Below are 11,583 nucleotides of genomic sequence, written 5' to 3'. Positions count from 1 at the left end.
GAATATGTGGGAAAGCAGTGCAGGCCACCTTACCGGCGATAAGGCCTGCGGTGGAACGACCAACCGGGGATACCTCGTTGTGAGGTATCCCCGGTCGGGATTGCTTACGTCATCGAGACGCCTGCGGATCTCAGACGAGCTCGGTGACCGTGCCACCGGCGGCGGTGATCTTCTCCTTGGCGGAACCGGAGACGGCGTCGACCGTCACCTGCAGCGCCACGGAGATCTCGCCCTGGCCGAGGACCTTGACGAGGCTGTTCTTGCGAACGGCACCCTTGGCCACGAGGTCCTCGACGGTGACCTCGCCACCCTCGGGGTACAGCGCGCCCAGCTTGTCGAGGTTCACGACCTGGAACTCGGTCTTGAACGGGTTCTTGAAGCCCTTCAGCTTCGGAAGACGCATGTGGAGGGGCATCTGGCCACCCTCGAAGCGCTCCGGAACCTGGTAACGGGCCTTCGTACCCTTGGTACCACGACCGGCCGTCTTACCCTTCGACGCCTCACCACGACCCACACGGGTCTTGGCGGTCTTGGCGCCCGGGGCGGGACGGAGGTTGTGGATCTTGAGCGGGTTGTTCTCCGCCATGATCAGTCGACCTCCTCGACCGTCACGAGGTGGCGGACGGTGTGCACCATGCCGCGGAACTCGGGACGATCCTCCTTGACGACCTGCGTGTTGATGCCCTTGAGACCAAGGGAGCGCAGGGTGTCACGGTGGTTCTGCTTGCTGCCGATGTACGACTTCGTCTGCGTGATCTTGAGCTGAGCCATTACGCAGCACCAGCCCCGGCACGCGCACGCAGCAGAGCCGCGGGAGCGACGTCCTCGAGCGGCAGACCGCGGCGGGCCGCGATCTCCTCGGGACGCTGCAGGCCCTTCAGGGCCTCCACGGTCGCGTGCACGATGTTGATCGCGTTCGACGAACCGAGCGACTTCGACAGGATGTCGTGAACGCCGGCGCACTCGAGCACGGCACGCACCGGGCCACCGGCGATAACGCCGGTACCGGGGGACGCCGGCTTGAGCAGGACGACGCCCGCCGCCTTCTCACCCGTGATCGGGTGCGGGATGGTGCCCTGGATACGGGGGACCTTGAAGAAGTGCTTCTTGGCCTCCTCAACACCCTTGGCGATGGCGGCCGGCACCTCCTTGGCCTTGCCGTAACCGACACCCACGGTGCCGTCACCGTCGCCCACTACGACGAGCGCAGTGAAGCTGAAGCGACGACCACCCTTCACAACCTTGGCGACGCGGTTGATCGCGACAACGCGCTCAACGTACGCGGTCTTCTCGGCGGCAGCAGCGCCGCCGTCACGGCCCTTCCGGTCCCGCCGCTCGCCGCCACCGGCACCGCTTCCACGGCGCTGGGGTCCAGCCATTGGATTACCTCTCTCTTTCCGCTAGCTACGGAAGCGGCTCAGAACTTGAGCCCGGCTTCGCGGGCGGCGTCCGCCAGGGCGGCGATGCGCCCGGCGTACTGGTTGCCACCACGGTCGAATACGACAGCCTCGACACCGGCGGCCTTGGCGCGCTCGGCAACCAGGGCGCCGACCGACTTGGCCTGCGCGGACTTGTCGCCCTCGTTGCCGCGGATCGTGGTGTCCAGGGTCGACGCCGACGCCAGGGTGTGACCCTTGATGTCGTCGATGACCTGGGCCACGATGTGGCGGTTGGAGCGCGTCACGACCAGGCGCGGACGCTCAGCCGTACCCGAGATGTGCTTACGGATCCGGATGTGGCGACGCTTGATCGCGGCACGCTTGTAAGCGTCGCCCTTGAGGATCTTCTGTCCGTATGCCATGGCTTACTTACCCGCCTTTCCGACCTTGCGGCGGATGACTTCGCCCTCGTACTTGACGCCCTTGGCCTTGTACGGGTCGGGCTTGCGCAGCTTGCGGATGTTGGCCGCAACCTCGCCGACCTTCTGCTTGTCGATGCCCTCGACCGAGAACCGGGTGGGGGCCTCCACCTTGAAGGTGATGCCCTCGGGGGCCTCGACGGTGATCGGGTGGCTGTAGCCGAGAGCGAACTCGAGGTTCGATCCCTTGGCCTGTACGCGGTAACCGACACCGCTGATCTCGAGCTTCTTCACGTAACCCTGGGTCACGCCGGTGATCATGTTCGCCACCAGCGTGCGGGACAGGCCGTGCAGGGCCTTGTTCTGACGCTCGTCGTTGGGGCGGGTGACGTTGAGAACGCCGTCCTCACCCTTGGCGATGTCGATCGGCGCAGCGACGGTGTGGCTCAAGGAACCCTTGGGGCCCTTGACCGAGACCGTACGGCCGTCGATGGTGACGTCCACGCCGGCGGGAACCGTGATGGGGAGCTTGCCAATACGCGACATAGCTGTTTCCTCCGTTCCCTTCCGCTACCAGACGTAGGCGAGGACTTCCCCACCCACGCCCTTCTTGCCSGCCTGCTTGTCGGTGAGGAGCCCGTGCGACGTGGAGATGATCGCCACGCCGAGGCCGCCCAGCACCTTCGGCAGGGAGGTGGACTTCGCGTAAACCCGGAGACCGGGCTTGGAGATCCGCTTGATGCCCGCGATGGAGCGCTCACGGTTCGGGCCGAACTTCAGCTCGAGAACGAGGCTCTTGCCGACCTCGGCGTCCTCGACCTTCCAGCCCGTGATGAAGCCCTCCTGCTGGAGGATCTCCGCGATGTGAGACTTGATCTTGGACGCCGGCATCGTCACGGAGTCGTGGTATGCCGAGTTCGCGTTCCGCAGACGCGTAAGCATGTCTGCGATCGGATCAGTCATGGTCATGAATTGGCCTTCGGCCTCTCTCGCCGGGGTTTCCAGGTGCCCATCCCTCTCCTCGATCCGAGACGAGGCGGGTGCGGTGCGGTGGACCTACGGCGTAGTAAGTCGTACGGGCGTCAGGCGCCCAACCCTCCTAGCCTAAGCCATGAAAGGGTGGGCGCCTGACACGCCCATTGCTTACCGAGAGCTTCGGGAATCCCTGAAGGGGATTACCAGGAGCTCTTGGTCACGCCCGGCAGCTCGCCACGGTGAGCCATCTCACGAAGGCAGACGCGGCACAGGCCGAACTTGCGGTACACGGAGTGCGGACGGCCGCAGCGCTGGCAGCGCGTGTAGCCGCGAACACCGAACTTGGGCTTGCGAGCAGCCTTGGCAATCAGAGCCTTCTTCGCCATCTCGCTCACGCCTCCTTGAAGGGGAAGCCGAGGTGACGAAGGAGCGCGCGGCCCTCAGCGTCGTTGGTCGCCGTGGTCACCACGGTGATGTCCATGCCCCGGGTACGGTCGATCTTGTCCTGGTCGATCTCGTGGAACATGACCTGCTCGGTGAGACCGAAGGTGTAGTTGCCACGGCCGTCGAACTGCTTGGGGGACAGACCACGGAAGTCGCGGATGCGCGGCAGCGCGAGCGACAGGGTGCGGTCCAGGAACTCCCACATGCGGTCGCCACGGAGTGTGACGTGGGCACCGATCGGCTGGCCCTCACGCAGCTTGAACTGCGCGATGGACTTGCGGGCCTTGGTGACGGCCGGCTTCTGACCGGTGATCGTGGTGAGGTCGCGGATGGCGCCCTCGATCAGCTTGGAGTCGCGGGCGGCGTCGCCCACACCCATGTTGACCACGATCTTGACGAGGCCGGGGATCTGCATGACGTTCTCGTACTTGAACTCGTCACGCAGCTTGCCCGCGATCTCCTCGCGGTACTTCGTCTTGAGACGCGGAGTCGTGGTGGTAGCCATCAGATGTCCTCACCCGTCCGCTTGGCAACGCGGATCTTGTTGCCCTCGTCGTCGAAGCGGTAACCGACACGCGTGACAACCTTGTTGCCGTCCTTCTCAACGACCAGCTGGACGTTGGAGACGTGGATCGGCGCCTCGGTCGTGACGATGCCACCGGCCTGCGAACCGCGAGCGGTCGGGCCGGCCTTGGTGTGCTTCTTGACCCGGTTGACACCCTCGACCAGGACCCGGTCCTCGCGGGGGAAGGCCGCGATGACCTTGCCCTGCTTGCCCTTGTCCTTACCGGTGATGACCTGGACCAGGTCGCCCTTCTTGATCTTCATGCTTACAGCACCTCCGGAGCCAGCGAGATGATCTTCATGAACTTCTTCTCGCGCAGCTCACGCCCGACCGGGCCGAAGATGCGGGTACCGCGAGGGTCGCCGTCGTTCTTCAGAATGACGGCGGCGTTCTCGTCGAAGCGGATGTACGAGCCGTCCGGACGGCGGCGCTCCTTGACGGTGCGAACGATGACCGCCTTGACGACGTCACCCTTCTTCACGTTGCCACCGGGGATCGCGTCCTTGACGGTGGCGACGATGACGTCACCGATGCCCGCGTAGCGGCGACCGGAGCCACCGAGCACACGGATGCAAAGGATCTCCTTCGCACCAGTGTTGTCGGCGACACGCAGTCGCGACTCCTGCTGGATCACGTCTATCTCCTGTTTGTCTGCCGGTTCCCCGGGGGCCGTTCAGAAACGGCCCCCGGAGCCTGGCGGAACTGTCCTGCGAGGGGTGCCTCGCAGGCCTACTTTTTGGAATTCCCTTGCGGGAATTGCCTACTTGGCCTTCTCGAGGATCTCGACGACGCGCCAGCGCTTGGTCGCCGACAGCGGGCGGGTCTCCGCGAGGAGGACCCGGTCGCCGACGCCGGCAGCGTTCTGCTCGTCGTGCGCCTTGAGCTTGTTGGTACGGCGGATGACCTTGCCGTACAGCGCGTGCTTGACGCGGTCCTCGACGGCGACGACGACGGTCTTGTCCATCTTGTCGCTGACGACGAGACCCTCACGGGTCTTGCGGAAGCCGCGGGCCTCTGCAGTCTGCTCAGTCACGTTGCTCTCACTCATCAGGCGCTCTCCACCGTCTCGATGCCCAGCTCGCGCTCACGCATCAGGGTGTAGATCCGCGCGATGTCCTTACGGACGGCCTTGAGCCGACCGTGGTTCTCGAGCTGACCCGTCGCCGCCTGGAAGCGGAGGTTGAACAGCTCTTCCTTGGCTTCGCGGAGCTTGTTGAGAAGCTCCTCGTCACCCAGTTCGCGCAGCTCGGACGCCTTGGTACCGGCCGACATCACGCTTCACCTGCCTCGCGCTTGACGATCCGGCACTTCATCGGCAGCTTGTGGGCTGCGCGAGTCAGGGCCTCACGGGCGATCTTCTCGTTGGGGTAGGACAGCTCGAACATGACCCGGCCCGGGTGCACGTTCGCGATCCACCACTCCGGCGAACCCTTACCGGAACCCATGCGGGTCTCGGCAGGCTTCTTCGTGAGCGGGCGGTCCGGGTAGATGTTGATCCAGACCTTGCCGCCACGCTTGATGTGGCGGGTCATCGCGATACGGGCCGCCTCGATCTGGCGGTTGGTCACGTACGCCGGCGTGAGGGCCTGAATGCCGTACTCGCCGAACGCGACCGTCGTACCGCCCTTGGCCTGACCACGGCGCTTCGGGTGGTGCTGCTTGCGGTGCTTGACCCTACGGGGGATCAGCATGTCGGTCAGGCCTCCGTTCCGGTGCTCTCAGCCGGAGCGGCGGCAGCGGGAGCCTCGGCCTTGGGGGCCTCGGCGCCGGCAGCCTGCTGCGGCTTACGACCGCGCCGCTCGCCGCCGCCGCCACGGCCACCACGGGCCGGGCGGTCGGCGCCGCCGCCACCGCGAGCCGGGCGGTTACCCGCACGGGCGGCAGCGTTCTCGGCGCGGACCTCGGCGATGTTCTTGACATCGCCCTTGTAGATCCAGACCTTCACACCGATGCGGCCGAAGGTCGTCTTGGCCTCGAAGAAGCCGTAGTCCACGTTCGCGCGGAGCGTGTGCAGGGGCACACGGCCCTCGCGGTAGAACTCCGAGCGGGACATCTCGGCGCCGCCGAGGCGGCCACCGCACTGGATCTTGATGCCCTTGGCGCCGGCCTTCATCGCCGACTGCATGCTCTTACGCATGGCGCGACGGAAGGAGACGCGGGAGGAGAGCTGCTCGGCGACGGCCTGCGCAACCAGCTGAGCGTCCGTCTCGGGGTTCTTGACCTCGAGGATGTTCAGCTGGACCTGCTTGCCCGTGAGCTTCTCGAGGTCACCGCGGATGCGGTCGGCCTCGGCGCCACGGCGGCCGATGACGATGCCCGGACGAGCGGTGTGGATGTCCACACGCACACGGTCACGGGTGCGCTCGATCTCCACCTTCGAGATGCCCGCGCGCTCCATGCCGGACGTCATCATCCGACGGATGGCGACGTCTTCCTTGACGTAGTCCTTGTACAGCTTGTCGGCGTACCACCGGGACTTGAAGTCCGTGGTGATGCCGAGCCGGAACCCGTGCGGGTTTACCTTCTGGCCCATTACCGGGTTCCTTCCTTGCTGCTGACGACCACGGTGATGTGGCTGGTCCGCTTGCGGATCCGGTAGGCGCGGCCCTGGGCACGCGGCCGGAACCGCTTCAGGGTCGGGCCCTCGTCGACGTACGCCTCGGAGATGACGAGGCTGTCGGCGTCGGTGTGGTCGTAGTTGTGCGCGGCGTTGGCGATGGCGCTGTCGAGCACCTTGCCGACGGGCACGGAGGCTGCCTGCGGAGCGAATCGCAGAACAGCCTGAGCCTCCGTGGCGTCCATGCCACGGATAAGGTCCACCACGCGGCGGGCCTTCATGGGCGTAACGCGGATGTACCGCGCCTGGGCCCTGGCTTCCATGGTTGTCCCTCTCAGTTACTTACGTGTCTGAATGCGATCCGCGTTTAGCGGCGCTTCGACTTCCGGTCGTCCTTGACGTGACCCCGGAAGGTGCGCGTCGGCGAGAACTCGCCGAGCTTGTGGCCGACCATCGACTCGGTGACGAACACCGGGATGTGGGTCTTGCCGTTGTGCACCGCGATCGTGTGGCCCAGCATGGCCGGGACGATCATCGAGCGACGGGACCAGGTCTTGATGACGTTCTTGGTGCCTGCCTCGTTCTGTACGTCCACCTTCTTGATCAGGTGGTCGTCGACGAAGGGCCCCTTCTTGAGACTGCGCGGCATCTAAACCCGCTCCTAGCGCTTCTTGTTCGTCTTGCGGCGGCGGACGATGTACTTGTTCGAAGCCTTCTTCGGCGAACGAGTACGACCCTCCTTCTGACCCCAGGGGCTGACCGGGTGGCGACCACCGGAGGTCTTGCCCTCACCACCACCGTGGGGGTGGTCAACCGGGTTCATCGCCACACCGCGAACGGTCGGGCGGACGCCCAGCCAGCGCTTGCGGCCGGCCTTGCCCCAGTTGATGTTGCTCTGCTCGGCGTTGCCGACCTCGCCGACCGTGGCGCGGCAGCGCTGGTCGACCAGGCGGATCTCACCGGAAGGCATGCGGAGGTGGGCCATCGTGCCCTCCTTCGCCAGCAGCTGCACGGAGGCACCGGCGGAGCGGGCGAACTTGGCGCCGCCACCCGGACGGATCTCGATCGCGTGGATCGTGGTACCGACCGGGATGTTGCGGAGCGCCAGGTTGTTGCCCGGCTTGATGTCGGCCCCGGGACCGTTCTCGACGCGGTCACCCTGCTGCAGGTTGCGCGGGGCGAGGATGTAGCGCTTCTCGCCGTCCGCGTAGTGCAGCAGCGCGATGCGCGCGGTGCGGTTGGGGTCGTACTCGATGTGCGCGACCTTCGCCGGCACGCCGTCCTTGTCATGGCGACGGAAGTCGATGACGCGGTAGGCGCGCTTGTGTCCGCCACCCTGGTGGCGAACGGTCACACGACCGGCGTTGTTACGGCCGCCCTTGCTGTGCAGCGGGCGGACCAGCGACTTCTCCGGCGTGGACCGCGTGACCTCGACGAAGTCGGCGACGCTGGAGCCACGACGGCCCGGCGTAGTCGGCTTGTACTTGCGGATTCCCATTTCTCAGTCCTCGTCCGATATCGGACGATCCGACCCGCTTACGCGGTCGGACCGCCGAAGATGTCGATACGGTCGCCCTCGGCAAGGGTCACGATCGCGCGCTTGCTGTCGGCACGCTTGCCGAAGCCGGTGCGGGTCCGCTTGCGCTTGCCCTGGCGGTTGATCGTGTTGACGCCGGTGACCTTGACCGAGAAGACCGCCTGGACGGCCTGCTTGATCTGGGTCTTGTTGGCGCCGGGGGCCACGATGAACGTGTACTTGCCCTCGTCGAGAAGCGCGTAGCTCTTCTCGGACACGACCGGCTTCAGCAGCACGTCACGGTGGTCCGTGAAGGCCTTGCTGGCCGGAGTGACGACGGTGTTCTTGCCCTCGGCCTCGTGGCGACGCGCCTTGGCGACGCGCGCGACCTTCTTGGCCTTGGCGGCCTTCGAGGCGATGCTCGGGTGACGCGTAGCCATCAGGCTTCGCTCCCTTCGGTGTCAGCGGCCTTGGGGCCAGACACGAAGGACTCGAAAGCGGCCTGGGTGAAGACCACGTCGTCCGAGACGAGAACGTCGTACGTGTTCAGCTGGCCCGGCTCCAGGATGTGGACCTGGGGCAGGTTGCGAGCGGACAGCCACGCGGCCTCGTCGGCACGGTCGATGACGAGCAGCAGGTTCTTGCGCTCGCTGATCTTGCCGAAGAGCGTCTTCGCGGCCTTCGTCGAAGGCGACTCGCCCTCGATGAGACCGGAGACGACGTGGATGCGGTTGTTGCGGGCCCGGTCGGTGAGGGCGTGGCGCAGAGCCGCGGCCTTCATCTTCTTCGGGGTCCGCTGCGAGTAGTCACGCGGCGTGGGGCCGTGGACGACACCACCGCCGGCGAACTGCGGCGCACGGGTCGAACCCTGGCGGGCGCGGCCGGTGCCCTTCTGGCGGTAGGGCTTCTTGCCGCCACCGCGGACCTCGCCACGACGCTTGACCTTGTGCGTGCCCTGACGGGCGGCGGCCAGCTGCGCGACGACGACCTGGTGAAGCAGCGGAATGCTGATCTTCTCTACGTCGAAGATCTCGGCCGGGAGCTCAACGGTCCCGGCGGTGTCGCCGGAGGGCGACAGAATGTCAATGGTGCTCATAGTCCTCAGGCCCCCTTGGCCGCGGTGCGGACCAGGACGAGGCCGCCGTTCGGACCAGGAACCGCGCCCTTGATGAGGAGCAGGCCCTTCTCCGCGTCAACGGCGTGAACGGTCAGGTTCTGGGTGGTGACCCGCTCGTTGCCCATACGACCCGCCATGCGGAGGCCCTTGAACACGCGGCCCGGGGTGGCGCAGCCACCGATGGAACCGGGAGAGCGGTGCTTGCGCTGGGTGCCGTGACCGGCGCCGAGGCCCTTGAAGTTGTGACGCTTCATGACACCGGCGAAGCCCTTGCCCTTGCTCTTGCCGGTCACGTCCACCTTGACGCCGGCCTCGAAGACCTCCGCGGAGATCTCCTGGCCCAGCGTGTACTCGGAGGCGTCCGCGGTGCGGATCTCGACGAGGTGGCGGCGGGGCGTGACGTCGGCCTTGGCGAAGTGGCCCTTGAGGGGCTTGTTCACCTTGCGCGGGTCGATCTCGCCGAAGGCGATCTGGACCGACTCGTAGCCGTCGACATCGTTCGTACGGACCTGGGTCACGACATTGGGGCCGGCCTTGACGACGGTGACCGGAACAACACGGTTGTTCTCGTCCCACACCTGCGTCATGCCGAGCTTCTCGCCCAGGATGCCCTTGATCTGCTTAGCCATCGTTCAGATCACCGGCCTCAGAGCTTGATCTCGATGTCGACACCGGCCGGGAGGTCGAGTCGCATCAGAGAGTCAACGGTCTTGGGGGTCGGGTCGAGGATGTCGATCAGACGCTTGTGCGTGCGCATCTCGAAGTGCTCGCGCGAGTCCTTGTACTTGTGCGGCGACTTGATGACGCAGTACACGTTCTTCTCAGTGGGCAGCGGCACCGGGCCCGCGACCGACGCACCAGTACGCGTCACCGTCTCGACGATCTTCTTCGCCGAGCTGTCGATGACCTCGTGGTCGTAGGCCTTGAGCCGGATGCGGATCTTCTGTCCCGCCATGGCTACTCCGTAGTCCTGTCTCTTTTACAGCTCTGGAACCCGGTGTTCCGTGACCTTCGCCGACCCACGCGGTCGGGCGTGTCGCACTCTCACTGACACAGATGTCCCTTGTTCGAACATCCCTGATCTGGGAAAGAGGTTCACCGGGCGCCTGGCCAGTGCCGCACTCCACTTCCCGGAAGATTCCCGTACGTCCGCCCCAGCGCTGCCGTGTGGCAGTTAGGGCGACGAGTACTGTGGGACTCGCTTCCAGGCCTCCCGGCGGGAGGCGCGCAGCATCAACACTCGACCGAGCAACCCCGCTAGTCTGCCATACGGGGCAGGGGCCTGGCCAATCGAGCCGGAGACCTTACCCCGGGAGTGACGCAGGTCAAACACCACTCGACTTTTGCGGCCTGCGTCGCCGTCGCCCGACCGTGAAGCGGACCCCGGTCAAGGTGGACGATTCCCTGAAAAGCCAGGATGCGCCACGAGGCGGCCCAGTGCTGCATGACGGTCCTCGAGTGGACGCAGGAGGCCATCTCGGCCCCTATCCGGCGGACAGCACCAGGACGACGCGACGCCCCGCCGGTCTTCCGCCCCGGCAGGCGCGGGCGACAGCGGCCGCAGCGACATCTCAGAGCGCGTGGAGGAGTTGCTGGCCGGCCTCGCCGAGGAGGAGGGAACCGGCCGGCGGCGACTCGGCGGATGAGCGGTCTGATCGGCGATGCGGGTCCTCTTCTACGCTGCTCGACCGCCGCGACTCCGGGCACCAGCCATGCCGTCGTCTCCTGGAGTCACACCCCGGCCCGCCGCTGGTCCCCGCTCTCGTCATTCCAGAGGTCGCCCACCTCGCAGAGCGCCGCCTCGGATCCCGCGCCGAACTGCTCCTCGCCCAGGACCTCGCGGAGGGCCTCTTCACCGTCGAGCCCGTCCATCCCGACGACTGGCTCCGCATCGCCGAGCTACCCGCCTCGGAATGGCCGAGGTGGCCACGGTCGACCGCAAGCACTTCGGGACGGTACGCCCGGCGCACGTCCGATCGTTCACGCTGCGCCGTGAGTCAGCCTTCTGACGCGAACGGCAGGAAACGGGCCCATGCCCCCGGCGTAAGCGTGGAGCAGGGGCTGGCGTCGCGGTACTTGGAGTCGCGGACGTGAACAGCGCTGGGGGTGGTGGCGACCTCGACGCAGGAGTCACCCTCGCTGCCGCTGCTGTAGCTGCTCTTGAACCAATCCAACGCGGAGTCGGTGTCGCGGATCACGTCTCCCCCAGCAGGTGCTCGACGAAGGCCAGCGACTCACGAGGAGTGAGTGCCTGCGCCCGGATGATGCCATCCCGCAGTTCGAGGATACGGAGGTGCTTGGGCTCGTGGACCGGCCGCCCGTATGCCAGCACCGGCGAACTCCCCACGGCCGAGCCGTCGCGAACTTCAGGACGTCAATGCCACCGTCAGTGCCCGCGTGCTCCTCCCGGTCCATCGGCATCCACATCGGGGTGACCACGACGGTCCATGCACACGTCCGCCTCCGCCTTCAGCGCCAGGCCATCGACCTCCTCGGAAACGCCCTCGGCCACCTCGCCAAGTCCACCGCCGAGGGCAGCGAGGGCGACGATCCGCCGACTTGTGCAGCAGCCGTCCGCTGACGTTGCCGTCAGCTACTGCCGTCAGACACC

Annotated in this window: 24 protein-coding genes and 1 pseudogene; 1 reads left to right on the top strand and 24 read right to left on the bottom strand. The window is 66.3% G+C overall.

All coding sequences use genetic code 11. The features are described from left to right. Positions 1-130: 130 nt before the first annotated feature. From rplO to BFN33_RS50240, 24 genes and pseudogenes are all read right to left on the bottom strand, one after another. Positions 131-586, bottom strand: a complete 456-nt coding sequence (rplO, locus tag BFN33_RS27500) for a 50S ribosomal protein L15 (protein ID WP_007384079.1) — start codon at positions 584-586, stop codon at positions 131-133. Between the two features lie 2 nt (positions 587-588). After that, complete coding sequence (gene rpmD / locus BFN33_RS27495; RefSeq protein ID WP_005481207.1) at positions 589-771, bottom strand: 50S ribosomal protein L30; 183 nt, start codon at positions 769-771, stop codon at positions 589-591. Continuing rightward, positions 771-1,379 carry a 30S ribosomal protein S5 gene (gene rpsE / locus BFN33_RS27490; RefSeq protein ID WP_010354225.1) on the bottom strand — a complete coding sequence of 203 codons (609 nt, stop codon included), beginning with the start codon at positions 1,377-1,379 and terminating at the stop codon, positions 771-773. Before rpsE ends, rpmD begins: the two co-directional genes overlap by 1 nt. Before the next feature lie 38 nt (positions 1,380-1,417). Further along, a complete protein-coding gene (gene rplR, locus BFN33_RS27485) occupies positions 1,418-1,801 on the bottom strand; it encodes a 50S ribosomal protein L18 (protein ID WP_057607911.1) in 384 nt (127 codons plus the stop codon). A gap of 3 nt (positions 1,802-1,804) precedes the next feature. Beyond that, on the bottom strand, positions 1,805-2,344 hold the full coding sequence (gene rplF, locus BFN33_RS27480) for a 50S ribosomal protein L6 (RefSeq protein ID WP_020118535.1): 540 nt from the start codon (positions 2,342-2,344) through the stop codon (positions 1,805-1,807). Between the two features lie 24 nt (positions 2,345-2,368). Further along, positions 2,369-2,767 (bottom strand): 30S ribosomal protein S8, encoded by a 399-nt coding sequence (rpsH, locus tag BFN33_RS27475; protein WP_057607912.1) that lies wholly within the window; start codon positions 2,765-2,767, stop codon positions 2,369-2,371. A gap of 206 nt (positions 2,768-2,973) precedes the next feature. Further along, the gene (locus BFN33_RS27470) at positions 2,974-3,159 is read right to left on the bottom strand and encodes a type Z 30S ribosomal protein S14 (RefSeq protein ID WP_003948630.1); all 186 of its coding nucleotides are present in this window, start codon (positions 3,157-3,159) and stop codon (positions 2,974-2,976) included. A 5-nt stretch (positions 3,160-3,164) separates the two neighbouring features. Further along, complete coding sequence (gene rplE / locus BFN33_RS27465) at positions 3,165-3,722, bottom strand: 50S ribosomal protein L5 (RefSeq protein WP_020135807.1); 558 nt, start codon at positions 3,720-3,722, stop codon at positions 3,165-3,167. Further along, complete coding sequence (gene rplX, locus BFN33_RS27460) at positions 3,722-4,045, bottom strand: 50S ribosomal protein L24 (protein ID WP_003992365.1); 324 nt, start codon at positions 4,043-4,045, stop codon at positions 3,722-3,724. The genes rplE and rplX overlap by 1 nt, the downstream gene beginning before the upstream one ends. 2 nt (positions 4,046-4,047) lie before the next feature. Continuing rightward, on the bottom strand, positions 4,048-4,416 hold the full coding sequence (gene rplN / locus BFN33_RS27455) for a 50S ribosomal protein L14 (protein WP_003998823.1): 369 nt from the start codon (positions 4,414-4,416) through the stop codon (positions 4,048-4,050). 126 nt (positions 4,417-4,542) lie between these two features. Next, a complete protein-coding gene (rpsQ, locus tag BFN33_RS27450; protein ID WP_007384073.1) occupies positions 4,543-4,830 on the bottom strand; it encodes a 30S ribosomal protein S17 in 288 nt (95 codons plus the stop codon). Continuing rightward, entirely contained in the window at positions 4,830-5,054 is a 225-nt protein-coding gene (rpmC, locus tag BFN33_RS27445; protein ID WP_005481220.1) for a 50S ribosomal protein L29, read from the bottom strand. Before rpmC ends, rpsQ begins: the two co-directional genes overlap by 1 nt. After that, positions 5,054-5,473 (bottom strand): 50S ribosomal protein L16, encoded by a 420-nt coding sequence (gene rplP / locus BFN33_RS27440; protein ID WP_004927269.1) that lies wholly within the window; start codon positions 5,471-5,473, stop codon positions 5,054-5,056. The genes rpmC and rplP overlap by 1 nt, the downstream gene beginning before the upstream one ends. 5 nt (positions 5,474-5,478) lie before the next feature. Then, on the bottom strand, positions 5,479-6,315 hold the full coding sequence (rpsC, locus tag BFN33_RS27435) for a 30S ribosomal protein S3 (RefSeq protein WP_069762817.1): 837 nt from the start codon (positions 6,313-6,315) through the stop codon (positions 5,479-5,481). Further along, positions 6,315-6,662, bottom strand: coding sequence for a 50S ribosomal protein L22 (gene rplV, locus BFN33_RS27430; protein WP_030619142.1), 348 nt, complete (start codon positions 6,660-6,662; stop codon positions 6,315-6,317). Before rplV ends, rpsC begins: the two co-directional genes overlap by 1 nt. Positions 6,663-6,706: 44 nt before the next feature. Then, on the bottom strand, positions 6,707-6,988 hold the full coding sequence (gene rpsS, locus BFN33_RS27425; RefSeq protein WP_003948639.1) for a 30S ribosomal protein S19: 282 nt from the start codon (positions 6,986-6,988) through the stop codon (positions 6,707-6,709). Between the two features lie 12 nt (positions 6,989-7,000). Beyond that, complete coding sequence (gene rplB / locus BFN33_RS27420; RefSeq protein WP_030039757.1) at positions 7,001-7,837, bottom strand: 50S ribosomal protein L2; 837 nt, start codon at positions 7,835-7,837, stop codon at positions 7,001-7,003. 38 nt (positions 7,838-7,875) lie between these two features. Continuing rightward, positions 7,876-8,295: a 50S ribosomal protein L23 gene (gene rplW / locus BFN33_RS27415; RefSeq protein WP_062047692.1), complete on the bottom strand. Its 420-nt coding sequence runs from the start codon at positions 8,293-8,295 to the stop codon at positions 7,876-7,878. Continuing rightward, complete coding sequence (gene rplD, locus BFN33_RS27410) at positions 8,295-8,951, bottom strand: 50S ribosomal protein L4 (protein WP_069762816.1); 657 nt, start codon at positions 8,949-8,951, stop codon at positions 8,295-8,297. Before rplD ends, rplW begins: the two co-directional genes overlap by 1 nt. A 5-nt stretch (positions 8,952-8,956) precedes the next feature. Next, on the bottom strand, positions 8,957-9,601 hold the full coding sequence (gene rplC / locus BFN33_RS27405) for a 50S ribosomal protein L3 (RefSeq protein WP_005481233.1): 645 nt from the start codon (positions 9,599-9,601) through the stop codon (positions 8,957-8,959). Between the two features lie 17 nt (positions 9,602-9,618). Beyond that, the gene (rpsJ, locus tag BFN33_RS27400; protein WP_003948644.1) at positions 9,619-9,927 is read right to left on the bottom strand and encodes a 30S ribosomal protein S10; all 309 of its coding nucleotides are present in this window, start codon (positions 9,925-9,927) and stop codon (positions 9,619-9,621) included. Between the two features lie 776 nt (positions 9,928-10,703). Next, positions 10,704-10,844, bottom strand: a complete 141-nt coding sequence (locus BFN33_RS53265; RefSeq protein ID WP_176742481.1) for a hypothetical protein — start codon at positions 10,842-10,844, stop codon at positions 10,704-10,706. 125 nt (positions 10,845-10,969) lie between these two features. Further along, positions 10,970-11,170 (bottom strand): DUF397 domain-containing protein, encoded by a 201-nt coding sequence (locus BFN33_RS27390; RefSeq protein WP_069762815.1) that lies wholly within the window; start codon positions 11,168-11,170, stop codon positions 10,970-10,972. Further along, positions 11,167-11,393 (bottom strand): annotated as a pseudogene (locus BFN33_RS50240) (transcriptional regulator); the annotation flags it as partial. The pseudogene BFN33_RS50240 and the gene BFN33_RS27390, both read right to left, overlap by 4 nt. On the opposite strand from BFN33_RS50240, the gene BFN33_RS27385 reads away from it, so the two are divergent. Beyond that, a complete protein-coding gene (locus tag BFN33_RS27385; RefSeq protein ID WP_069762814.1) occupies positions 11,350-11,553 on the top strand; it encodes a hypothetical protein in 204 nt (67 codons plus the stop codon). The pseudogene BFN33_RS50240 and the gene BFN33_RS27385 overlap by 44 nt on opposite strands. Positions 11,554-11,583 lie beyond the last annotated feature (30 nt).

The sequence above is a fragment of the Streptomyces sp. LUP47B genome (assembly GCF_001746295.1).
Taxonomy (GTDB): domain Bacteria; phylum Actinomycetota; class Actinomycetes; order Streptomycetales; family Streptomycetaceae; genus Streptomyces.
Note: the sequence above shows the minus strand (reverse complement) of the source record. Positions and strands in the feature narration are given on the sequence as shown.